The organism is Citrobacter sp. LST-B2, from assembly GCF_057983045.1.
This window is the reverse complement of record NZ_CP192598.1, coordinates 3,315,708-3,339,531: the sequence shown is the minus strand read 5'-3', so window position 1 is coordinate 3,339,531 and position 23,824 is coordinate 3,315,708. Positions and strand designations below refer to the sequence as shown.

Annotated in this window: 20 protein-coding genes; 17 read left to right on the top strand and 3 right to left on the bottom strand. The window is 54.4% G+C overall.

The window, feature by feature from the left end:
- The first annotated feature begins 3 nt into the window (after positions 1–3).
- The 3 genes from ACQ0PY_RS16130 (at position 4) to ACQ0PY_RS16120 (ending at position 3,077) form a co-directional block, all read left to right on the top strand.
- Positions 4–498, top strand: a complete 495-nt coding sequence (locus ACQ0PY_RS16130; RefSeq protein ID WP_042290698.1) for a YfbU family protein — start codon at positions 4–6, stop codon at positions 496–498.
- A complete protein-coding gene (locus ACQ0PY_RS16125) occupies positions 491–1,168 on the top strand; it encodes a sugar phosphatase (RefSeq protein ID WP_044326791.1) in 678 nt (225 codons plus the stop codon). Before ACQ0PY_RS16130 ends, ACQ0PY_RS16125 begins: the two co-directional genes overlap by 8 nt.
- Before the next feature lie 76 nt (positions 1,169–1,244).
- A complete protein-coding gene (locus ACQ0PY_RS16120) occupies positions 1,245–3,077 on the top strand; it encodes an SLC13 family permease (RefSeq protein ID WP_043000014.1) in 1,833 nt (610 codons plus the stop codon).
- Positions 3,078–3,124: 47 nt separating this feature from the next.
- On the opposite strand, the gene yfbR is transcribed toward ACQ0PY_RS16120, so the two are convergent.
- Together yfbR and alaA are read right to left on the bottom strand one after the other, a co-directional pair.
- On the bottom strand, positions 3,125–3,724 hold the full coding sequence (yfbR, locus tag ACQ0PY_RS16115; RefSeq protein ID WP_042317802.1) for a 5'-deoxynucleotidase: 600 nt from the start codon (positions 3,722–3,724) through the stop codon (positions 3,125–3,127).
- Positions 3,725–3,853: 129 nt separating this feature from the next.
- On the bottom strand, positions 3,854–5,071 hold the full coding sequence (alaA, locus tag ACQ0PY_RS16110; RefSeq protein ID WP_043000016.1) for an alanine transaminase AlaA: 1,218 nt from the start codon (positions 5,069–5,071) through the stop codon (positions 3,854–3,856).
- 929 nt (positions 5,072–6,000) lie between these two features.
- On the opposite strand from alaA, the gene lrhA reads away from it, so the two are divergent.
- From lrhA to nuoN, 14 genes are all read left to right on the top strand, one after another.
- Positions 6,001–6,939 carry a transcriptional regulator LrhA gene (lrhA, locus tag ACQ0PY_RS16105; protein ID WP_150546942.1) on the top strand — a complete coding sequence of 313 codons (939 nt, stop codon included), beginning with the start codon at positions 6,001–6,003 and terminating at the stop codon, positions 6,937–6,939.
- Positions 6,940–7,568: 629 nt separating this feature from the next.
- A complete protein-coding gene (nuoA, locus tag ACQ0PY_RS16100; protein ID WP_042317806.1) occupies positions 7,569–8,012 on the top strand; it encodes an NADH-quinone oxidoreductase subunit NuoA in 444 nt (147 codons plus the stop codon).
- Positions 8,013–8,027: 15 nt separating this feature from the next.
- Positions 8,028–8,690 (top strand): NADH-quinone oxidoreductase subunit NuoB, encoded by a 663-nt coding sequence (gene nuoB / locus ACQ0PY_RS16095; protein WP_003028075.1) that lies wholly within the window; start codon positions 8,028–8,030, stop codon positions 8,688–8,690.
- An 89-nt stretch (positions 8,691–8,779) separates the two neighbouring features.
- A complete protein-coding gene (gene nuoC, locus ACQ0PY_RS16090) occupies positions 8,780–10,582 on the top strand; it encodes an NADH-quinone oxidoreductase subunit C/D (protein WP_080343264.1) in 1,803 nt (600 codons plus the stop codon).
- A gap of 2 nt (positions 10,583–10,584) precedes the next feature.
- Positions 10,585–11,085: an NADH-quinone oxidoreductase subunit NuoE gene (nuoE, locus tag ACQ0PY_RS16085; RefSeq protein WP_042317807.1), complete on the top strand. Its 501-nt coding sequence runs from the start codon at positions 10,585–10,587 to the stop codon at positions 11,083–11,085.
- A complete protein-coding gene (gene nuoF / locus ACQ0PY_RS16080; protein WP_042317808.1) occupies positions 11,082–12,419 on the top strand; it encodes an NADH-quinone oxidoreductase subunit NuoF in 1,338 nt (445 codons plus the stop codon). Before nuoE ends, nuoF begins: the two co-directional genes overlap by 4 nt.
- An 83-nt stretch (positions 12,420–12,502) precedes the next feature.
- The gene (nuoG, locus tag ACQ0PY_RS16075; protein ID WP_054176042.1) at positions 12,503–15,229 is read left to right on the top strand and encodes an NADH-quinone oxidoreductase subunit NuoG; all 2,727 of its coding nucleotides are present in this window, start codon (positions 12,503–12,505) and stop codon (positions 15,227–15,229) included.
- The gene (gene nuoH, locus ACQ0PY_RS16070) at positions 15,226–16,203 is read left to right on the top strand and encodes an NADH-quinone oxidoreductase subunit NuoH (protein ID WP_043000018.1); all 978 of its coding nucleotides are present in this window, start codon (positions 15,226–15,228) and stop codon (positions 16,201–16,203) included. Before nuoG ends, nuoH begins: the two co-directional genes overlap by 4 nt.
- 14 nt (positions 16,204–16,217) lie before the next feature.
- Positions 16,218–16,760 (top strand): NADH-quinone oxidoreductase subunit NuoI, encoded by a 543-nt coding sequence (gene nuoI / locus ACQ0PY_RS16065; RefSeq protein ID WP_005129470.1) that lies wholly within the window; start codon positions 16,218–16,220, stop codon positions 16,758–16,760.
- Between the two features lie 11 nt (positions 16,761–16,771).
- Positions 16,772–17,326, top strand: a complete 555-nt coding sequence (nuoJ, locus tag ACQ0PY_RS16060) for an NADH-quinone oxidoreductase subunit J (RefSeq protein ID WP_043000019.1) — start codon at positions 16,772–16,774, stop codon at positions 17,324–17,326.
- Entirely contained in the window at positions 17,323–17,625 is a 303-nt protein-coding gene (gene nuoK, locus ACQ0PY_RS16055) for an NADH-quinone oxidoreductase subunit NuoK (protein WP_000612644.1), read from the top strand. The genes nuoJ and nuoK overlap by 4 nt, the downstream gene beginning before the upstream one ends.
- On the top strand, positions 17,622–19,463 hold the full coding sequence (gene nuoL, locus ACQ0PY_RS16050; protein ID WP_043000020.1) for an NADH-quinone oxidoreductase subunit L: 1,842 nt from the start codon (positions 17,622–17,624) through the stop codon (positions 19,461–19,463). Before nuoK ends, nuoL begins: the two co-directional genes overlap by 4 nt.
- 252 nt (positions 19,464–19,715) lie before the next feature.
- Complete coding sequence (gene nuoM / locus ACQ0PY_RS16045; RefSeq protein WP_043000021.1) at positions 19,716–21,245, top strand: NADH-quinone oxidoreductase subunit M; 1,530 nt, start codon at positions 19,716–19,718, stop codon at positions 21,243–21,245.
- A 6-nt stretch (positions 21,246–21,251) separates the two neighbouring features.
- Positions 21,252–22,709 (top strand): NADH-quinone oxidoreductase subunit NuoN, encoded by a 1,458-nt coding sequence (gene nuoN, locus ACQ0PY_RS16040; RefSeq protein ID WP_043000022.1) that lies wholly within the window; start codon positions 21,252–21,254, stop codon positions 22,707–22,709.
- A 57-nt stretch (positions 22,710–22,766) separates the two neighbouring features.
- Here nuoN and ACQ0PY_RS16035 read toward each other — a convergent pair whose 3' ends face one another.
- Positions 22,767–23,771 (bottom strand): chemotaxis protein, encoded by a 1,005-nt coding sequence (locus ACQ0PY_RS16035; RefSeq protein WP_044258510.1) that lies wholly within the window; start codon positions 23,769–23,771, stop codon positions 22,767–22,769.
- Between the last annotated feature and the right edge of the window lie 53 nt (positions 23,772–23,824).

The window sequence follows — 23,824 nt, the reverse complement described above, 5'->3', positions numbered from 1 at the left end:
CAAATGGAAATGACCAACGCTCAACGTCTTATTTTGTCTAATCAATACAAAATGATGACTATGCTCGATCCGACTAACGCCGAGCGTTATCGTCGTCTGCAGACGATCATTGAACGCGGTTACGGTTTGCAAATGCGCGAACTGGATCGGGAATTTGGCGAGCTGAAAGAGGAAACCTGTCGTACGGTTATCGACATCATGGAGATGTATCACGCTCTGCATGTCTCCTGGGCCAACCTGAAAGATGCGCAAAGTATTGATGAACGTCGGGTAACCTTCCTGGGCTTTGATGCCGCAACGGAAGCGCGCTATCTCGGTTATGTTCGCTTTATGGTGAATGTGGAAGGACGTTACACCCATTTTGATGCCGGCACGCACGGTTTCAACGCGCAGACCCCAATGTGGGAAAAATACCAGCGGATGTTAAGCGCGTGGCATGCCTGCCCGCGTCAGTATCATTTGAGCGCCAACGAAATCAACCAAATCATCAATGCCTGAGGAGGTGAACGTGCAATGCAAGGGCTTTCTGTTTGACCTGGATGGAACGCTGGTTGACTCGTTACCTGCTGTGGAACGTGCATGGTGTAACTGGGCCGATCGTTTTGGGCTGACGCATGACGAAGTGTTGAGTTTTGTTCATGGCAAGCAGGCGATTACCTCTTTGCGCCATTTCATGGTGGGCAAACCTGAGGCGGAAATCGCTGCGGAGTTTACGCGTCTGGAGCAAATAGAAGCGACAGAAACGGCGGGCATCACCGCGCTGCCTGGTGCGGTTGCGCTGCTTAACCATCTGAACAAGGCCGGGATCCCGTGGGCGATTGTAACATCAGGGTCGATGCCGGTTGCGCGCGCACGTCATCAGGTGGCCAACCTGCCAGCCCCGGAGGTTTTCGTGACCGCTGAGCGGGTCAAACGTGGTAAGCCGGAGCCGGATGCTTATCTGCTCGGCGCGCAACTGCTTGGTTTAGCGCCGCACGAATGTGCGGTGGTGGAGGATGCCCCTGCGGGCGTGCTCTCGGGACTCGCCGCAGGCTGCCATGTTATCGCAGTAAATGCCCCGGCGGATACGCCGCGTCTGGATGAGGTCGATTTCACCCTGACCAGCCTGGAGCAGCTTTCGGTGACCAAACAACCGAATGGTGATGTGGTTGTATTAAGAAATACCTGATCATGATTTAGCCCCGGCTTGTCGGGGCTTTTTTATGGCAGAATCATTCCATCTTCTCATCTGACAAGGATAGGTTGTGAACGGTGAATTGATCTGGGTTCTCTCGCTGTTGGCGATTGCTGTGATTTTGTTTGCGACGGGCAGAGTGCGTATGGACGCGGTAGCTCTGTTTGTCATCGTAGCCTTTGTTCTCAGTGGCACACTGACCCTTACTGAGGCCTTTTCAGGATTCAGCGACCCTAATGTGGTGTTGATTGCCGCGCTGTTTATCATCGGCGACGGGCTGGTACGCACCGGCGTGGCGACCGTCATGGGCACCTGGCTGGTGAAAATGGCGGGCAGTAGCGAAATCAAAATGCTGGTCCTGCTGATGCTGACCGTTGCCGGGCTGGGCGCGTTTATGAGTTCAACCGGCGTCGTTGCTATCTTTATTCCCGTGGTACTCAGCGTCTCGATGCGTATGCAAACGTCGCCGTCGCGCCTGATGATGCCGCTCAGTTTCGCCGGGCTTATCAGCGGCATGATGACGCTGGTGGCCACCCCGCCCAACCTGGTCGTTAACAGTGAATTGTTGCGCGAAGGCTATGCCGGTTTCAGCTTCTTCAGCGTCACGCCTATCGGCCTCGTCGTGCTGGTGCTGGGCATTATCTATATGCTGCTGATGCGCTTTATGCTCAAAGGCGACAATCCACAACAGCAGCGAGATAGCTGGAAACGTCGCACCTTTCGCGATCTGATCAAAGAATATCGCCTGACAGGGCGCGCGCGTCGACTGGCGATTCGTCCGGGGTCACCGATGATCGGTCAGCGCCTCGACGATCTTAAACTGCGTGAGCGCTATGGCGCCAACGTGATCGGCGTCGAACGCTGGCGGCGTTTTCGGCGGGTGATCGTAAACGTGAATGGGGTATCGGAGTTTCGCGCCCGTGACGTGTTACTGATTGATATGTCCGCCGCCGATGTCGATCTCCGTGAATTTTGTAGCGAGCAATTGCTGGAGCCAATGGTGCTGCGTGGGGAGTATTTCTCTGACCAGGCGCTGGATGTGGGAATGGCGGAAATCTCGCTGATCCCGGAATCGGAGTTGATTGGCAAGTCGGTGCGGGAAATCGGTTTTCGTACCCGCTATGGGCTGAATGTGGTTGGCCTGAAACGTGACGGCGTGGCGATCGAAGGTTCGCTTGCCGATGAGCCGCTGCTGATGGGCGATATTATCCTGGTCGTCGGTAACTGGAAACTGATCGGGATGCTGGCAAAGCAGGGGAGAGATTTTGTCGCGCTGAACCTGCCAGAAGAGGTAAGCGAGGCTTCCCCGGCGCACAGCCAGGCCCCGCACGCGATTTTCTGTCTGGTGCTGATGGTCGCGCTGATGCTGACTGACGAAATTCCTAATCCCATCGCGGCGATTATTGCCTGTCTGTTGATGGGAAAATTTCGCTGTATTGATGCCGAAAGCGCCTACAAAGCCATTCACTGGCCCAGTATCATTTTGATCGTCGGCATGATGCCTTTTGCGCTGGCGCTGCAAAAAACCGGTGGTGTGGATCTGGTCGTGAAAGGATTGATGGACGTGGGCGGCGGTTATGGCCCGTACATGATGCTGGGCTGTCTGTTTGCGCTGTGCGCGACCATTGGTCTGTTTATCTCGAATACCGCGACGGCGGTATTAATGGCGCCGATTGCGTTGGCGGCGGCGAAGTCGATGGGCGTTTCTCCCTATCCCTTTGCGATGGTGATCGCGATGGCGGCCTCGGCGGCCTTTATGACGCCGGTTTCATCACCGGTCAACACGCTGGTGTTAGGACCAGGGAATTACAGCTTTAGCGATTTTATTAAGTTGGGCGTACCGTTCACCATTATCGTTATGGCGGTATGCGTGGTGATGATCCCGATGTTGTTTCCGTTTTAATGTTGTATCGCATTGCCGGATGGTGCATACGTGCATCCGGCAAACCGTTACAGCGGAGAGTCCTGGCTAATTTCATCGAGAGACAGGTGAAAACTGGGGACGAAGACTTCCATAAAGTAATCCATCTCTGGGCTGCGGCGTGACTCCAGCGTTTTTTCCAGTCGCGTCTTTGCCAGCAGGAATTCATTATTCCCTGCCGACAACTCTTCCAGACACTTCAGATACGCACACAGCGCATCGGCCTGTTTCACAATCGACTTTTCTTCTTCGCTATATGCATGCTCATCAATCAGCGGGGCAAAAATATCCCGCAGCTCATCGGGCACCATATCGACCAGTTTCTGCTGAGCGATTTTCTCAATAGCCTTATATTCCTGGGCGATTTGCGAATTGAAATATTTTACCGGCGTGGGCAGATCCCCGGTCAGCACTTCTGACGCATCGTGATACATCGCCAACAGCGCAATGCGTTCGGCATTAACCTGACCGGCAAACTTACGGTTTTTGATCGCCGCCAGCGCGTGGGCCACCATTGCGACCTGGAGACTGTGCTCAGAGACGTTTTCTGTGCGCACATTGCGCATTAAAGGCCAGCGGTTAATGAGTTTGAGGCGGGAGAGGTGGGCAAAAAAATGGCTCTGCTTCATAGTGACCTTTTCATGATGACAACCTGGAGGTCATTGTGCGCAGAGAAGGCCGCCGGATGCAAATGCTCGTCATACTTCACGTTGCAGGACAAAACACCCAGGGTGTTTTGTCCTGCAACGCATTTTGGATTAAAGCTGGTGATATCCCGACAAGAAACGTGCAAATTTGCTCAGCGACATCTCTATGTCGTCGATGCGGGGCAGGGTGACGATGCGCACGTGATCCGGCCACGGCCAGTTAAATGCCGTCCCCTGAACCAGCAGGACTTTTTCCTGTAACAGAAAATCGAGCACCATTTTCTGGTCGTCATGAATATTGAAGCGCTTCGCGTCAATTTTCGGGAACATATACAGCGCACCGCGCGGCTTCACGCAGGAGACGCCCGGAATATCGTTGATCAATTCCCAGGCGCGATTGCGCTGCTCATACAGACGACCGCCGGGCATGATGAATTCACTGATACTCTGGTAACCGCCCAGCGCCGTCTGAATGGCATGCTGTGCCGGCACGTTGGCGCAAAGACGCATCGATGCCAGCATTTCCAGCCCTTCGATATAACCTTTCGCATGCTTCTTCGGCCCGTTGAGAACCATCCAGCCCTGACGGAAACCGGCCACGCGATAGGTTTTGGACAGGCCGTTAAAGGTCACGGTCAGTAGATCCGGTGCCATCGCGGCGATGGAATGGTGCTCGGCGTCGTCATACAGGATCTTATCGTAGATCTCATCGGCAAAAATAATGAGATCATTCTGCCGCGCGATCTCGACGATCTCCATCAACAGCTCTTTGGAATAAACCGCGCCGGTCGGGTTGTTCGGGTTAATGATGACGATCCCACGGGTACGCGGCGTGATTTTGGCGCGGATGTCATCAAGGTCCGGGAACCAGTCGGATGATTCATCGCACAGATAATGCACCGCATTGCCGCCGGAAAGCGCGACCGCCGCCGTCCACAGCGGATAATCCGGCGCGGGCACCAGCATTTCGTCCCCACTGTTCAGTAATGCCTGCATCGCCTGCACGATCAGCTCTGAAACGCCATTACCGATGTAGATATCTTCGACGGTGACGTCACGCATGCCACGCGCCTGATAGTGCTGCATGATGGCTTTACGCGCGGAATAGAGGCCTTTGGAATCGGAATAACCTTGTGCAGTAGGCAGATTACGGATGACATCCACCAGAATTTCATCGGGGGCGTCAAAGCCAAAAGGGGCGGGGTTACCAATGTTCAGTTTCAGAACCTTATTGCCTTCTTCTTCAAGGCGTTTCGCTTCCTTCAGAACAGGACCGCGGATGTCATAACAGACGTTATCTAATTTGCTGGATTTCTCAATGGGGGACATGAACCTTGACCTTTATGCTGTTATCACCACTTCCTGCCGTGGAAGTCAGTTTGGAACAATGTACTCCCCCAGCGGGGCGTTTTGAAGGCTTTGCAGAAGAAGATTTTGCTGAATGGTGACGTGCTATTGTGCTGTCATTAACTGATTTTTACGTAATATATAGAGATAAAAATAGGTTATTCCGATTTTTATAGCATGATATTGCGATTTTTACGTTCGCGGGTGGCCGATTCTCTTGCTTACAAAAAGGTTCAGCGCCCGTGAAATTTCGGGGAGAATTCTGACGTCATTTAATAATTCGTAAATACTGAAAGATTAATCACTGCCCGAGTTATCGGGATGTACGGGAACCCTGGCGGTGTAAATCTAATGTTAAGCAGGATTTATGAATGACCTGGAATCTCATTAATTATTATTTAATAATTAAAAAGGCTTTACGCAAGGCGCGAATAATAGCGAGTTGATTTGAGAAACATAACAAAACTTTGCATCAGATTATTCGCATTAATGCTTATAAATAAAAAGGTTTTAGGTTAAGATACGCATGATGAAATGACATGTGGCCGCATGATTTGTTAATATCCCGAATGGGTTTTTGTGGCTAACTTACTGCCATGTATGCTTATTTCTCGTTGATGTATGCCCGGTTCCATTCTTTACATTTACACTTTTTACATCCAGAAAATGGCAGAAATCTACATAGGCTTTAATAGGTCAGCCCGTTCTTAACGAAATAACCTGAGAGTTCGCGTAAGGTATTATTACGTAAGAAAGAGGGTAGCATTTCGCCAGTCACATGATATACCTATTTACTTTCACCTGCTGTCAGCGGGTGACTCTGCTAAGGAAGCGCATTACAAACGGAATTGCTTGATTTTGTATGCACAGCATTAACAAGCTCAGTATGAGCCGCCAGTAAGTGAAAAATTATGATAAATGCAAATCGTCCGATAATTAACCTCGACCTCGATCTGCTGAGAACATTTGTTGCTGTTGCCGATCTGAACACATTTGCAGCAGCAGCTGCAGCGGTGTGTCGTACTCAGTCTGCGGTGAGCCAACAGATGCAGCGCCTCGAACAGCTCGTGAGAAAAGAACTCTTCGCTCGTCACGGTCGTAACAAACTGTTGACTGAACACGGCATTCAGCTTTTGGGTTACGCCAGAAAAATCCTACGTTTCAATGATGAGGCCTGCTCATCATTGATGTTCAGCAATCTTCAGGGAGTATTAACTATCGGGGCTTCGGATGAATCCGCCGATACGATACTGCCTTTCCTCCTGAATCGCATTAGCTCGGTTTATCCGAAGCTTGCGCTGGATGTCAGAGTGAAGCGAAATGCCTTCATGCTCGATATGCTGAAATCGCAAGAGGTGGATCTGATCGTCACCACTAACCGTCCCGGACCGTTTGAGAGCCTGACGCTGCGTACCTCGACGACACACTGGTATTGTGCCGCAGAGTATGTGCTGCAAAAGGGCGAACCGGTTCCGCTAGTATTGTTGGATGATCCCAGTCCGTTCCGTGATGTGGTCCTTGCCACCCTGAATGCGGCGAACATCCCCTGGCGACTGGCCTATGTGGCGTCGACATTGCCGGCCGTGCGCGCGGCGGTGAAAGCTGGTCTTGGCGTGACGGCGCGTCCGGTAGAAATGATGAGTCCGGATCTACGCGTGCTGGGGGCAGTTGACGGATTACCGCCGTTGCCGGACACCGAATACCTGCTGTGCCGTGACCCGGCCTCGAAGAACGATCTGGCGCAGGTTATCTATCAGGCGATGGATACCTGGCAGAATCCGTGGCAGTACAGCCCGATTACCCCTGAAGGGGGAGATGATTCCGTGCTGGTCCAGGGAGACTATGAGTAACGGGTCACAAAAAAAGCATTAAAAAGGGCAAGTGTAAAAAAGAGCCACTGGAGATTAAAAAACATCCAGTGGTTCTTTTTTTGTACTAATATCCTTAACGGGCAGGAGGAAAAAGGTAAAAATCCTCATAAATCAGCGAGTAGACGTTGCGATTAAAAAATGCGTAAAAAAGAAGCGAAATTCGCAGGTCAACCCTCTCATGTTAAAAAACGAGAGAAATTGTTGCTGTTTTTTGAGGTGGATTAACAAAAGCGTGTCACAGATCAAGAAAATACTCCCTTTTAGGGGAAGGCTTTTGGATCAATTCCTGTCAAAATAGGCGCGTTTTTTTCTACTTACTTCACAACGGACACGATTCAACAACACCCCCATTTAGCCTGTGAATCGATCGACACGGTGCTAAAGCGCATTAAATGTTAAGGGTGTTGTTGTCATGTAAATTAATGTGAGGAAACTTTTGTTAAAGTTGACAAAAGGTTATAGAAAGGAGTAAAAAACCCCATCAATTGGCTGTCTAAAACATTTTCTGCAGCGATTGTAAGGTTTTTTTTATTCCTCCCCATGAATCGATGTGGCGTTCATCTGCCGAAAAGAGCAGAGAATTTGGCGCTACTTTTGATGAGTAAGCAATGAGTATGTCAACATCCACTGAAGTCATCGCTCATCACTGGGCATTCGCTATCTTTCTTATTGTTGCCATTGGCCTGTGCTGCCTGATGCTTATCGGCGGTTGGTTTTTAGGCGGTCGCGCACGCGCGAGGTCAAAAAACACCCCGTTTGAATCAGGTATCGACTCGGTCGGCACCGCCCGCTTACGCCTGTCTGCCAAGTTTTATCTGGTAGCCATGTTCTTCGTTATCTTCGACGTTGAAGCGCTGTATCTGTTCGCATGGTCGACCTCTATCCGCGAAAGCGGTTGGGTAGGCTTTGTCGAAGCTGCAATTTTTATTTTTGTGTTACTGGCAGGTCTGGTTTATCTGGTGCGTATTGGCGCGCTGGACTGGACGCCCGCGCGTTCACGCCGCGAGCGTATGAACCCGGAAACGAACAGTATCGCTAATCGTCAACGCTAACCGCGAGGCATTAAGATGGATTATACGCTCACCCGCATAGATCCTAACGGTGAGAACGACCGTTACCCCCTGCAAAAACAGGAGATCGTAACCGACCCCCTGGAACAGGAAGTTAACAAGAACGTGTTCATGGGCAAACTCCATGACATGGTTAACTGGGGTCGCAAAAACTCAATCTGGCCTTATAACTTCGGCCTTTCCTGCTGCTACGTAGAGATGGTGACCTCGTTCACCGCCGTGCATGACGTGGCGCGCTTTGGCGCGGAAGTCCTGCGTGCTTCACCACGTCAGGCTGACTTGATGGTGGTAGCGGGGACCTGCTTTACCAAAATGGCGCCGGTCATTCAGCGTCTTTACGATCAGATGCTGGAGCCGAAATGGGTCATTTCCATGGGCGCATGTGCCAACTCCGGCGGTATGTACGATATTTATTCGGTCGTGCAGGGCGTTGATAAGTTTATCCCTGTGGATGTTTACATCCCGGGTTGCCCGCCGCGTCCGGAAGCGTACATGCAGGCGTTAATGCTGTTGCAGGATTCCATTGGCAAAGAACGTCGTCCGCTCTCCTGGGTGGTTGGCGATCAGGGCGTTTATCGCGCCAACATGCAGTCAGAGCGCGAGCGTAAACGCGGCGAACGCATTGCAGTAACGAATCTGCGTACACCAGACGAGATTTAATTTGCGCCTGTCGGCAGCAGCATTTTACTTCGCCTATCACTACATAAATCGCGCGAAGCTCTGTCGACAGTCACCACGGACCATTTGCAATGGTGAACAATATGACCGACTTAACCGCGCAAGAAGCCGCATGGCAGACCCGGGATCACCTTGATGACCCGGTCATCGGCGAACTGCGCAACCGTTTTGGGCCGGATGCCTTTACCGTTCAGGCGACTCGCACCGGGGTACCCGTTGTTTGGGTCAAGCGTGAACAATTACTGGAAGTGGGCGATTTCTTAAAGAGATTGCCGAAACCTTACGTCATGCTGTTTGACTTACACGGCATGGACGAACGTCTGCGCACACACCGCGAAGGGTTACCCGCCGCGGATTTTTCCGTTTTCTACCACCTGATTTCCATTGAACGCAATCGCGATATCATGCTCAAGGTGGCCTTGTCTGAAAACGACCTGCGTGTACCGACCTTCACCAAACTGTTCCCGAACGCTAACTGGTATGAGCGTGAAACCTGGGACATGTTTGGTATTGAATTTGACGGACACCCGCACCTGACGCGTCTGTTGATGCCGCCAACCTGGAAAGGCCATCCGCTGCGTAAAGACTACCCGGCGCGTGCTACCGAATTCGATCCGTTTGAGCTGACCAAAGCGAAGCAGGATCTGGAAATGGAAGCGCTGACCTTCAAACCGGAAGACTGGGGCATGCAGCGTGGTACCGAAAACGAGGACTTTATGTTCCTCAACCTCGGCCCGAACCACCCGTCTTCACACGGTGCATTCCGTATTGTTCTTCAGCTTGATGGCGAAGAGATTGTCGACTGTGTGCCTGACATCGGTTACCACCACCGTGGTGCTGAAAAGATGGGCGAACGTCAGTCCTGGCATAGCTACATTCCGTATACCGACCGTATCGAATACCTCGGCGGCTGCGTCAACGAGATGCCGTACGTGCTGGCAGTGGAAAAACTGGCGGGCATTACCGTACCGGATCGCGTTAACGTTATCCGCGTGATGCTCTCCGAGCTGTTCCGCATTAACAGCCATCTGCTGTATATCTCGACGTTTATCCAGGACGTCGGCGCCATGACGCCGGTCTTCTTTGCCTTTACCGACCGTCAGAAAATCTACGACATCGTAGAAGCGGTCACCGGCTACCGTATGCACCCGGCCTGGTTCCGTATTGGCGGCGTGGCGCATGACCTGCCGCGCGGCTGGGACAAACTGCTGCGTGAATTCCTCGACTGGATGCCGAAGCGTCTGGCGTCTTACGAGAAAGCCGCACTGCAAAACACCATTCTGAAAGGGCGTTCGCAGGGCGTTGCCGCTTACGGTAAGAAAGAAGCGCTGGACTGGGGCTGCACCGGTGCGGCGCTGCGTGCGACCGGTATTGATTTCGACGTGCGTAAAGCACGCCCTTACTCTGGCTACGAAAACTTTGACTTTGAAGTGCCGGTTGGCGGCGGGGTTTCCGACTGCTACACCCGCGTGATGCTGAAAGTGGAAGAGCTGCGCCAGAGTCTGCGCATCCTTGAGCAGTGCCTCAACAACATGCCGGAAGGCCCGTTCAAAGCGGATCACCCGTTGACGACGCCGCCGCCGAAAGAGCGCACGCTGCAACATATCGAAACCCTGATCACCCACTTCCTGCAAGTGTCGTGGGGCCCGGTTATGCCGGCGAATGAGTCCTTCCAGATGGTGGAAGCGACCAAGGGTATCAACAGTTACTACCTGACCAGCGATGGCAGCACCATGAGTTATCGTACCCGTATTCGTACCCCGAGCTACGCGCATTTGCAGCAGATCCCGGTGGCAGTACGTGGCAGCCTGGTGTCCGACCTGATCGTCCATCTGGGTAGTATCGATTTTGTTATGTCAGATGTGGACCGCTAATTATGCACGAGAATCAACAACCACAAACCGAGGCTTTTGAGCTGAGTGCGGCAGAGCGTGAAGCCATTGAGCACGAGAAGCACCACTACGAAGACCCGCGTGCGGCGTCCATTGAAGCGCTGAAAATCGTTCAGAAGCAGCGTGGCTGGGTGCCGGACGGTGCGATCCACGCGATCGCCGATGTGCTGGGGATCCCGGCAAGCGATGTCGAAGGTGTTGCGACGTTTTACAGTCAGATCTTCCGCCAGCCGGTGGGTCGCCACGTGATCCGCTATTGCGACAGCGTGGTGTGCCATATCAACGGTTACCAGGGGATTCAGGCTGCGCTGGAGAAAAAGCTCAACATCAAGCCGGGGCAGACGACCTTCGACGGTCGCTTTACGCTGCTGCCGACCTGTTGCCTTGGGAACTGCGACAAAGGGCCGAACATGATGATCGATGAGGATACTCACGCTCACCTGACCCCGGAAGGCATTCCTGAACTGCTGGAGCGGTATAAATGAAAGACATTATCCGTACTCCCGAAACGCATCCGCTGACCTGGCGTCTGCGTGATGATAAACAGCCCGTGTGGCTGGACGAATACCGTAGCAAGAACGGCTACGAAGGTGCGCGTAAGGCGCTGACTGGTCTGTCCCCGGACGAAATCGTCAATCAGGTCAAAGACGCTGGCCTGAAAGGGCGCGGCGGCGCAGGCTTTTCCACCGGTCTGAAGTGGAGCCTGATGCCAAAAGACGAATCCATGAACATCCGCTACCTGCTGTGTAACGCGGATGAAATGGAGCCGGGCACCTATAAAGACCGTTTGCTGATGGAACAGCTGCCGCATCTGCTGGTGGAAGGCATGCTGATCTCCGCGTTTGCGCTAAAAGCGTACCGGGGTTACATCTTCCTGCGCGGTGAATACATTGAAGCCGCCGTGCATCTGCGCCGTGCGATTGCGGAAGCGACCGAAGCCGGTCTGCTCGGCAAAAACATTATGGGCACCGGTTTTGATTTCGAACTGTTTGTTCACACCGGGGCAGGGCGCTACATCTGCGGTGAAGAAACGGCGCTGATCAACTCCCTTGAAGGCCGTCGCGCTAACCCGCGTTCGAAGCCGCCGTTCCCGGCGACCTCCGGCGCATGGGGTAAACCGACCTGCGTCAACAACGTGGAAACGCTGTGTAACGTTCCGGCGATCCTCGCCAACGGCGTGGAGTGGTACCAGAACATTTCGAAGAGCAAAGATGCTGGCACCAAGCTGATGGGCTTCTCGGGTCGCGTGAAGAATCCGGGACTGTGGGAACTGCCGTTCGGTACCACTGCACGTGAGATCCTCGAAGATTACGCGGGCGGCATGCGCGATGGACTGAAGTTCAAAGCCTGGCAGCCTGGCGGCGCGGGAACTGACTTCCTGACCGAAGCGCACCTCGATCTGCCAATGGAATTTGAGAGCATTGGTAAAGCAGGCAGCCGTCTGGGTACCGCACTGGCAATGGCGGTTGACCATGAGATAGGTATGGTGCCGCTGGTGCGTAACCTGGAAGAGTTCTTTGCTCGTGAATCCTGCGGATGGTGTACGCCATGTCGTGACGGCCTGCCGTGGAGCGTCAAAATTCTGCGTGCGCTGGAGCGTGGCGAAGGCCAGCCTGGGGATATCGAGACACTTGAGCAACTGTGTCGTTTCCTCGGCCCGGGTAAAACCTTCTGTGCACACGCACCGGGCGCGGTTGAGCCGCTACAGAGCGCCATTAAATATTTCCGCGAAGAATTCGAAGCTGGCATTAAGCAGTCGTTCAGCAATACCCACGCGATTGGTGGTATTCAGCCGAACCTGCTGAAAGAGCGCTGGTGATTACAGGCCTCTGAGCCTGTATCGCGATATGAATTTCGATTAACGCTTAGTCTCTGACTAAGCCAACTGGAAGCATGCTGACTATGGCTACGATTCATGTAGACGGCAAAGAATATGAGGTCAACGGAGCGGACAACCTGCTGGAAGCTTGTCTGTCTCTCGGCCTTGATATTCCGTACTTTTGCTGGCATCCGGCGCTGGGAAGCGTTGGTGCTTGCCGCCAGTGTGCGGTGAAGCAATACCAAAACGCGGAAGACACGCGTGGTCGCCTGGTGATGTCTTGTATGACACCGGCAACCGAAGGCACGTTTATTTCGATTGACGACGAAGAAGCGAAACAGTTCCGCGAAAGCGTGGTGGAGTGGTTGATGACCAACCACCCGCACGACTGTCCGGTCTGTGAAGAGGGCGGTAACTGCCACCTTCAGGATATGACCGTGATGACCGGCCACAGTTTCCGTCGCTATCGTTTCACCAAACGTACTCACCGCAACCAGGACCTGGGGCCGTTCATCTCTCATGAAATGAACCGCTGCATCGCCTGTTATCGCTGTGTGCGTTACTACAAAGATTATGCAGACGGTCAGGATCTGGGCGTGTATGGCGCGCACGATAACGTCTACTTCGGACGTCCGGAAGACGGTACCCTGGAGAGTGAATTCTCCGGTAACCTGGTGGAAATCTGCCCGACCGGCGTATTCACCGATAAAACGCATTCCGAACGCTATAACCGTAAATGGGACATGCAATTTGCGCCGAGCATCTGCCAACAATGTTCCATCGGCTGTAACATCAGCCCGGGTGAGCGTTACGGCGAACTGCGTCGTATCGAAAACCGTTATAACGGGACCGTTAACCACTACTTCCTCTGCGACCGCGGTCGTTTTGGCTATGGTTACGTGAACCTGAAAGACCGTCCGCGTCAGCCAGTACAGCGTCGTGGCGATGACCTGATCACCCTCAACGCCGAACAGGCAATGCAGGGCGCGGCAGATATTCTGCGTCAGTCGAAGAAAGTGATTGGCATCGGCTCACCGCGCGCCAGCGTTGAGAGCAACTTCGCGTTGCGTGAACTGGTCGGGGCGGAAAACTTCTATACCGGGATTGCACAATCCGAGCAGGAACGTCTGCAACTGGCACTGAAGGTGCTGCGTGAAGGCGGTGTGCATACCCCTGCGCTGCGTGATATTGAATCTTACGATGCGGTACTGGTGCTGGGCGAAGACATCACTCAGACCGGCGCTCGCGTTGCACTGGCCGTGCGTCAGGCGGTGAAAGGCAAGGCACGCGAAATGGCGGCAGCCCAGAAAGTGGCTGACTGGCAGATTGCGGCGATCCTCAACATCGGCCAACGCGCGAAGCACCCGCTGTTCGTGACCAATGTGGATAACACCCGTCTGGATGATATCGCGGCCTGGACCTACCGTGCGCCGGTTGAAGATCAGGCGCGTTTAGGCTTCGCGATTGCCCATGCGCTGGACAACAATGCGCCAGCCGTTGACGGCATCAGCAGCGACCTGCAAAACAAAATCGACGTGATCGTCCAGGCGCTGGCCGGGGCGAAAAAACCGCTGATCATTTCCGGTACTAACGCCGGTAGCGCAGAAGTGATTCAGGCGGCTGCCAACGTGGCGAAAGCGCTGAAAGGTCGCGGTGCGGACGTCGGCATCACGATGATTACCCGTTCGGTTAACAGTATGGGCCTGGGCATTATGGGCGGTGGTTCGCTCGACGATGCGCTGACCGAACTGGAAACCGGCCGTGCTGACGCGGTGGTCGTGCTGGAAAACGATCTGCATCGTCATGCGTCGGCAACGCGCGTGAATGCTGCGCTGGCAAAAGCGCCGCTGGTGATGGTGGTTGACCATCAGCGTACGGCGATCATGGAAAACGCCCATCTGGTGCTTTCCGCCGCCAGCTTTGCCGAAAGCGACGGCACGGTCATCAACAACGAAGGCCGTGCTCAGCGTTTCTTCCAGGTTTACGATCCGGCGTACTACGACAGCAATACCATCATGCTGGAAAGCTGGCGCTGGTTGCATTCACTGCACAGCACCGTACAGAACCGCGAAGTGGACTGGACGCAGCTTGACCACGTGATCGACGCGGTCGTCGCCGCGATGCCTGAACTGGCCGGTATTAAAGATGCTGCGCCGGATGCCACCTTCCGCATTCGTGGACAAAAACTGGCGCGTGAGCCGCACCGTTACAGTGGTCGTACGGCGATGCGCGCGAACATCAGCGTTCATGAACCGCGTCAGCCGCAGGACAAAGACACGATGTTTGCCTTCTCAATGGAAGGGAACAACCAGCCGTCTGCGCCGCGTTCACAGATTCCATTTGCCTGGGCGCCGGGCTGGAACTCTCCACAGGCGTGGAACAAGTTCCAGGATGAAGTGGGCGGGAAACTGCGCCATGGCGATCCGGGTGTGCGTCTGATTGAAGCCTCAGAGGGCAGTCTGGATTACTTCGCGACGGTTCCTGCAAGCTTCCAGGCCCAGGACGGTCAGTGGCGTATCGCGCCGTACTACCATTTGTTTGGTAGCGATGAACTGTCTCAGCGTGCGCCGGTCTTCCAGAGCCGCATGCCGCAACCGTACATCAAACTCAACCCGGCCGATGCCGCGAAGTTGGGCGTGAATGCCGGTACCCGCGTCTCCTTTAGCTACGATGGCAATACGGTCACGCTGCCGGTTGAAATCGCCGAAGGGCTGACGGCAGGGCAGGTTGGCTTGCCGATGGGCATGCCGGGCATTGCCCCTGTTCTGGCGGGTGCGCGTCTTGAGGATCTGCAGGAGGCACAACAATGAGTTGGATTACACCGGATCTGATCGAAATCCTGCTGACCATCCTCAAAGCGGTGGTGATTCTGCTGGTGGTGGTCACCTGCGGGGCATTCATGAGCTTTGGCGAACGTCGTCTGCTGGGTCTGTTCCAGAACCGTTACGGACCGAACCGTGTAGGCTGGGGCGGTTCGCTCCAGCTGGTTGCGGACATGATCAAGATGTTCTTTAAAGAAGACTGGATCCCGAAATTCTCGGATCGCGTCATCTTTACCCTTGCGCCAATGATCGCCTTTACCTCGCTGCTGCTGGCGTTTGCCATCGTGCCGGTGAGTCCGGGTTGGGTGGTCGCGGATCTGAACATCGGGATCTTGTTCTTCCTGATGATGGCGGGTCTGGCGGTGTATGCGGTGCTGTTCGCCGGTTGGTCGAGCAACAACAAATACTCGCTGTTGGGTGCGATGCGTGCGTCTGCGCAGACGCTCAGCTACGAAGTGTTCCTCGGGCTTTCCCTGATGGGCGTGGTGGCGCAGGCCGGTTCCTTTAACATGACCGACATCGTCAACAGCCAGGCTGATATCTGGAACGTTATTCCGCAGTTCTTTGGTTTTGTCACCTTCGCTATCGCGGGCGTGGCGGTGTGTCACCGTCATCCGTTTGACCAGCCGGAAGCCGAGCAGGAACTGGCCGATGGTTACCACATTGAATACTCCGGGATGAAATTCGGTCTGTTCTTTGTGGGCGAGTACATCGGTATCGTCACCATTTCTGCGCTGATGGTTACCCTGTTCTTTGGTGGCTGGCAGGGCCCGTTCTTACCGCCATTCATCTGGTTCGCGATTAAAACCGCGTTCTTCATGATGATGTTCATTTTGATTCGTGCGTCGTTACCGCGTCCTCGTTATGACCAGGTAATGTCCTTCGGCTGGAAAATCTGCCTGCCGCTGACGCTCATCAATTTGCTGGTAACGGCGGCTGTCATTCTCTGGCAGGCGCAATAAGGGGCACAAAGACCATGACCTTAAAAGAATTGTTAGTAGGCTTCGGCACCCAGGTACGCAGTATCTGGATGATCGGCCTGCATGCGTTCGCGAAACGCGAAACGCAGATGTACCCGGAAGAGCCGGTCTATCTACCGCCCCGTTTTCGTGGTCGCATTGTGCTGACGCGCGACCCGGACGGCGAGGAGCGCTGCGTTGCCTGTAACCTGTGTGCGGTAGCGTGTCCGGTAGGCTGTATCTCTCTGCAAAAAGCAGAGACCAAAGATGGTCGCTGGTATCCGGAGTTTTTCCGCATTAACTTCTCACGCTGCATTTTCTGCGGTCTGTGCGAAGAAGCCTGTCCAACAACCGCGATTCAGCTTACGCCAGATTTCGAACTGGGTGAGTACAAGCGCCAGGATCTGGTTTACGAGAAAGAGGATCTGCTGATCTCCGGTCCGGGCAAATACCCGGAATATAACTTCTACCGGATGGCAGGTATGGCAATCGACGGCAAAGATAAGGGCGAAGCAGAGAACGAAGCCAAGCCTATCGACGTCAAGAGCCTGTTACCGTAAGGAGAGGGGCAATGGAGTTCGCTTTTTATATCTGTGGCCTGGTCGCCATTCTCGCAACCTTGCGGGTGATCACCCATACCAATCCGGTGCACGCACTGCTGTACCTGATTATTTCGCTGCTGGCGATTTCCGGGGTGTTCTTCTCGCTGGGCGCTTACTTCGCGGGTGCGCTGGAAATCATCGTTTACGCGGGCGCCATTATGGTGCTGTTCGTGTTTGTGGTGATGATGCTCAACCTGGGCGGTTCTGAAATCGAACAGGAACGTCAGTGGCTGAAGCCGCAGGTGTGGATTGGCCCGGCAATTCTGTCGGCTATCATGCTGGTGGTGATTGTTTACGCCATTCTGGGGGTTAACGATCAGGGTATCGACGGTACACCAATCAGCGCGAAAGCGGTAGGTATTACCCTGTTCGGGCCTTACGTACTGGCGGTTGAACTGGCATCCATGCTGCTGCTGGCAGGTCTGGTTGTTGCCTTCCACGTTGGACGCGAAGAGCGTTCAGGTGAAGTGCTGAGCAACCGTAAAGACGACAGCGCGAAAAGAAAAACGGAGGAGCACGCATGATCCCCTTACAACATGGACTGATCCTCGCTGCGATTTTATTCGTTCTGGGTTTAACCGGTCTGGTTATCCGCCGCAATCTGCTGTTTATGCTGATTGGCCTGGAAATCATGATCAACGCTTCCGCGCTGGCCTTTGTGGTTGCCGGTAGCTACTGGGGCCAGACCGATGGTCAGGTGATGTATATTCTCGCCATCAGCCTTGCGGCTGCCGAAGCGAGTATAGGGCTTGCGCTGTTGCTGCAACTTCATCGCCGTCGCCAGAACCTGAACATCGATTCAGTAAGTGAGATGCGTGGATGAACATGCTTGCCTTAACCATCATTCTGCCATTGATTGGCTTTGTCCTGCTGGCGTTCTCTCGCGGACGCTGGTCAGAAAATCTCTCCGCAACAGTGGGCGTAGGCTCCATTGGTCTGGCGGCGCTGGTCACTGCCTTTGTCGGGATGGACTTCTTCGCCAACGGCAAGCAGGCGTTCAGCCAGCCGCTGTGGACGTGGATGTCTGTCGGTAACTTCAACATTGGTTTCAACCTGGTACTGGACGGCCTGTCGCTGACCATGCTGTCGGTTGTCACTGGTGTCGGTTTCCTGATCCACATGTTCGCCTCCTGGTACATGCGCGGTGAAGAGGGCTACTCCCGCTTCTTCGCTTACACGAACCTGTTTATCGCCAGCATGGTTGTTCTGGTGCTGTCCGATAACCTGCTGTTGATGTACCTCGGCTGGGAAGGCGTGGGCCTGTGCTCTTACCTGCTGATCGGTTTCTATTACACCGATCCAAAGAATGGCGCTGCGGCGATGAAAGCGTTCGTCGTGACCCGTGTGGGTGACGTGTTCCTCGCGTTCGCACTGTTCATTCTGTACAACGAGCTGGGTACCCTGAACTTCCGTGAAATGGTTGAACTGGCGCCAGCACACTTCGCCGCAGGCAACAATATGTTGACGTGGGCGACGCTAATGCTGCTGGGTGGTGCTGTGGGTAAATCGGCACAGTTGCCGTTGCAAACATGGCTGGCTGACGCGATGGCGGGCCCGACGCCTGTCTCCGCGCTGATCCACGCCGCAACGATGGTAACCGCTGGTGTTTACCTGATTGCCCGTACGCATGGCCTGTTCCTGATGACCCCGGAAGTTCTGCATCTGGTCGGTATCGTGGGTGCGGTGACGCTGGTGATGGCAGGTTTTGCCGCACTGGTGCAAACCGACATCAAGCGCGTACTCGCTTATTCCACCATGAGCCAGATCGGCTACATGTTCCTGGCGCTGGGCGTTCAGGCATGGGATGCGGCGATTTTCCACCTGATGACGCACGCCTTCTTTAAAGCGCTGCTGTTCCTGGCGTCCGGTTCCGTCATTCTGGCCTGCCATCACGAACAGAACATCTTCAAGATGGGTGGCCTGCGTAAGTCCATTCCGCTGGTTTATCTCTGCTTCCTGGTGGGCGGTGCGGCGCTGTCGGCGCTGCCGCTGATTACCGCAGGCTTCTTCAGTAAGGATGAGATTCTGGCAGGCGCGATGGCGAATGGTCATATCAATCTGATGGTGGCAGGACTGGTCGGTGCGTTCATGACCTCCCTGTATACCTTCCGTATGATTTTCATCGTGTTCCACGGTAAAGAACAAATTCATGCTCATGCAGGGAAGGGGATTACTCACCACCTGCCGTTGATTGTCCTGATGATCCTGTCCACCTTCGTAGGCGCGCTGATTGTGCCGCCGCTGCAGGGTGTACTGCCACAGACAACTGAACTTGAGCATGGCCGCGTGATGACCCTGGAAATGACTTCTGGCGTGGTAGCGATTGCGGGCATCCTGATTGCCGCATGGTTGTGGCTGGGTAAACGTACTCTGGTGACCTCGATTGCCAACAGTGCGCCGGGTCGTCTGCTGGGCACCTGGTGGTATAACGCCTGGGGCTTCGACTGGCTGTACGACAAAGTGTTCGTTAAGCCGTTCCTTGGCGTCGCCTGGCTGCTTAAACGCGATCCGCTCAATGCCCTGATGAACGTGCCAGCCATCCTTTCCCGCTTTGCAGGTAAAGGCCTGCTGTTCAGCGAGAACGGTTATCTGCGCTGGTATGTCGCATCAATGAGCATTGGCGCCGTAGTGGTGCTGGCACTGCTGATGGTACTGCGTTGAGTTTGCGGGCTGGATGAACGACTGCCGGATGGCGCTACGCTTATCCGGCCTACACGCTCAAAGAGAATTTTTAGAAAATTCGTTGAAAATCAGGTCCAACTGGACAGGCGTTATCGGCGAAGTCAGAGTGAGCACCGCCTGTGTACCGCAACCGGAGCGTACTGAGGTATGTGAGGATTGCGAGCACTGTCGGGGTTCGCTATGACGAGTGAGATAGCCTGAACCGGACTTAAACAAGGAACAAAGATCACCATGTTATTACCTTGGTTGATATTAATCCCCTTTATCGGTGGCTTCCTGTGCTGGCAGACCGAACGCTTTGGCGTGAAGGTGCCGCGCTGGATCGCGCTGATCACCATGGGACTGACGCTCGCGCTTGGCCTGCAACTGTGGCTACAGGGCGGTTATTCGCTGACGCAGTCTGCTGGCATTCCGCAGTGGCAGTCTGAATTTGTCCTGCCGTGGATCCCGCGCTTTGGCATCTCGATTCACCTGGCAATCGACGGTTTGTCGCTGCTGATGGTGGTGCTGACCGGTCTGCTTGGCGTTCTGGCGGTGTTGTGTTCCTGGCGAGAAATCGAAAAATACCAGGGCTTCTTCCACCTGAACCTGATGTGGATCCTGGGCGGCGTGATCGGTGTGTTCCTTGCCATCGACATGTTCCTGTTCTTCTTCTTCTGGGAAATGATGCTGGTGCCGATGTACTTCCTGATCGCGCTGTGGGGCCACAAGGCGTCCGACGGTAAAACGCGTATCACGGCGGCAACCAAGTTCTTCATTTACACCCAGGCGAGCGGTCTGGTGATGCTGATTGCCATCCTGGCGCTGGTGTTCGTTCACCATAATGCGACCGGCGTGTGGACCTTCAACTATGAAGACCTGCTGAAAACGCCGATGTCGCATGGCGTCGAATATCTGCTGATGCTGGGCTTCTTCATCGCGTTTGCGGTGAAAATGCCGGTGGTTCCACTGCACGGCTGGCTGCCAGATGCGCACTCCCAGGCACCGACCGCGGGTTCTGTTGACCTCGCCGGTATTTTGCTGAAAACCGCCGCTTACGGTCTGCTGCGTTTCTCTCTGCCGCTGTTCCCGAACGCGTCAGCGGAGTTCGCGCCTATCGCGATGTGGCTGGGCGTTATCGGTATCTTCTACGGTGCATGGATGGCGTTCACGCAGTACGACATTAAACGTCTGATCGCCTACACCTCGGTTTCACACATGGGTTTCGTGCTGATTGCCATCTACACCGGCAGCCAGCTGGCGTACCAGGGGGCGGTGATTCAGATGATTGCGCACGGCCTGTCCGCTGCGGGTCTGTTCATTCTGTGTGGTCAACTGTACGAACGTCTGCACACCCGCGACATGCGTATGATGGGCGGCCTGTGGGGCAAAATGAAATGGTTACCGGCGCTGTCGATGTTCTTCGCCGTGGCGACGCTGGGTATGCCTGGCACCGGTAACTTCGTTGGCGAATTCATGATCCTGTTTGGCAGCTACCAGGTGGTTCCGGTCATCACCGTGATTTCGACCTTTGGTCTGGTGTTTGCCTCTGTTTACTCGCTGGCGATGCTACATCGCGCTTACTTCGGTAAAGCGAAGAGCCAGATTGCGCAACAAGAGCTGCCAGGGATGTCGCTGCGTGAGCTGTTTATCATCCTGTTGCTGGTCGTGCTTCTGGTACTGCTTGGCTTCTATCCGCAGCCGATTCTGGATACCTCGCATTCTGCGATGAGCAACATCCAGCAGTGGTTTGTTAATTCCGTTACTACTACAAGGCCGTAAATCGCCATGACAATAACTCCACAACACCTGATTGCGCTGCTACCGCTGCTGATCGTCGGCTTGACGGTGGTGGTTGTGATGCTCTCCATTGCGTGGCGACGCAATCACTTCCTCAATGCCACGCTGTCGGTCATTGGGCTTAACGCCGCGCTGGTTTCGCTCTGGTTTGTTGGCCAGGCTGGCGCGATGGACGTGACCCCGCTGATGCGGGTTGACGGTTTCGCAATGCTCTACACCGGACTGGTTCTGCTGGCGAGTCTGGCGACCTGTACTTTTGCCTACCCGTGGCTGGAAGGCTATGACGATAACCGGGAAGAGTTCTACCTGCTGGTGTTGATTGCCGCGCTGGGTGGCATTCTGCTGGCGAACGCCAATCATCTGGCGGCGCTGTTCCTTGGTATCGAACTGATCTCCCTGCCGCTGTTTGGTCTGGTGGGCTATGCCTTCCGTCAGAAACGTTCGCTGGAAGCCAGTATCAAATACACCATCCTGTCTGCTGCCGCCTCGTCATTCCTGCTGTTTGGTATGGCGCTGGTGTACGCGCAGTCTGGCAACCTGTCGTTTGTTGCGCTCGGTAAGAGCCTCGGCGACGGTATGTTGAACGAGCCGCTGCTGCTGGCGGGCTTCGGGATGATGATTGTTGGTCTGGGCTTTAAACTCTCTCTGGTTCCGTTCCACCTGTGGACGCCAGACGTATACCAGGGCGCACCGGCTCCGGTTTCCACCTTCCTGGCGACGGCGAGCAAAATCGCTATCTTCGGCGTGGTGATGCGTCTGTTCCTGTACGCGCCGGTTGGCGACAGTGAAGCGGTTCGCGTGGTGCTTGGCGTGATCGCCTTTGCTTCCATCATCTTCGGTAACCTGATGGCGCTGAGCCAGACTAACATCAAGCGTCTGCTGGGTTATTCGTCTATCTCTCACCTCGGCTACCTGTTAGTGGCGCTGATTGCTCTGCAGAGCGGCGAGATGTCCATGGAAGCGGTCGGCGTTTACCTTGCCGGTTACCTGTTCAGCAGCCTCGGCGCGTTCGGCGTGGTCAGCCTGATGTCCAGTCCGTACCGTGGTCCGGATGCCGATTCTCTGTTCTCCTACCGTGGGCTGTTCTGGCATCGTCCGATCCTCGCGGCAGTGATGACGGTAATGATGCTGTCTCTGGCGGGTATCCCGATGACGCTGGGCTTTATCGGTAAATTCTACGTGCTGGCAGTCGGTGTGCAGGCGAACCTATGGTGGCTGGTTGCTGCTGTGGTGGTTGGTTCCGCGATTGGTTTGTATTACTACCTGCGTGTTGCCGTGAGTCTGTACCTGAGCGCGCCGCAGCAGCTTAACCGCGATGCGCCGTCTAACTGGCAGTACAGCGCAGGCGGTATTGTGGTACTGATCTCCGCACTGCTGGTGCTGGTGCTGGGTATCTACCCGCAGCCGCTGATCAGTATTGTGCAGTTAGCCGCACCGCTGATGTAAGCGACAAGCAAAAACGAAAAACCCGCCGAGGCGGGTTTTTTTATGGATGAAGAATCTTCAGGCAATCAACTGACGACTGACCAGCGGGCCGCTGATGTTTTGCGCCGCGCGGTCCATCACTTCCTGAATAACGGATGACAGTTCATTCACTTCAAACTTCGCCACGTAGCCATCGGCTTTCACTTTGCGGACGTGATCTTCATTGGCACTACCGGAAAGAGAAGAGTGGATCACCACCGGAATTTTCTTCAGCCGCTCGTCGGTTTTGATTTTTCGGGTCAGGGTGAAACCATCCATCTCCGGCATTTCCAGATCGGTTAACACCAGTGCGATCTTCTCGCTAATCGCTTTGCCTTCCGCTTCCGCTTCCTGCGCCAGTTGCTGAATTTTGTCCCAGGCATCTTTACCGGTGACGTGCATTTGATGGGGAATGTCCATGGCCGTCAGACCTTTCTCCAGCATCGCACGGGCCACGCGGGAGTCTTCCGCGACAATAGCCACGGCACCGGGGGTGATGTTGAACTTATTGGTTTTCAGTTCCGTTGCGCGCAGGTCGTGATTCGATGGCACGATGTCATACAGAATCTGTTCTACGTCGAGCACCAGCGCCAGGTTGTTGGTCTCTTTGTCTTCATCCAGACAGGCGATACTGGTGATGTAGCGGCCGTTCACCGCTTTCTCTGCGGTGTGTACCTGCTTCCAGTCCAGGCGCATGATGTTTTCGACCGACTCGACGGCGAAGGCCTGCACGCTACGGGCATATTCGGTGATTAACAGAATGTTGAGTCCATTCTCCGGCTTGCAGCCAGCTACGGCGGGGAGGTCAATAACCGGAATCACCTGATCGCGAATATTGACCATTCCCAGCAATGGCGCCTTCATCCCTGCCGGACGAGTAAAGGCAGGCATAGGTACAATTTCGCGCAACTTGAACACGTTAATGCCAAACAGCTCAGATTTCTGTTCGTGCAGGGAGTTTCCCAGACGAAACAGCAGCAGTTCAAAGCGGTTGGACAGGGTCAGATTCGCCCTGTCATCGATATCTTTCTGGAAATTGTCCATGCTGTCCTCAGTGTGAATACTGCGTTTTTACTGTTATCGGCACTGAGAGCAAA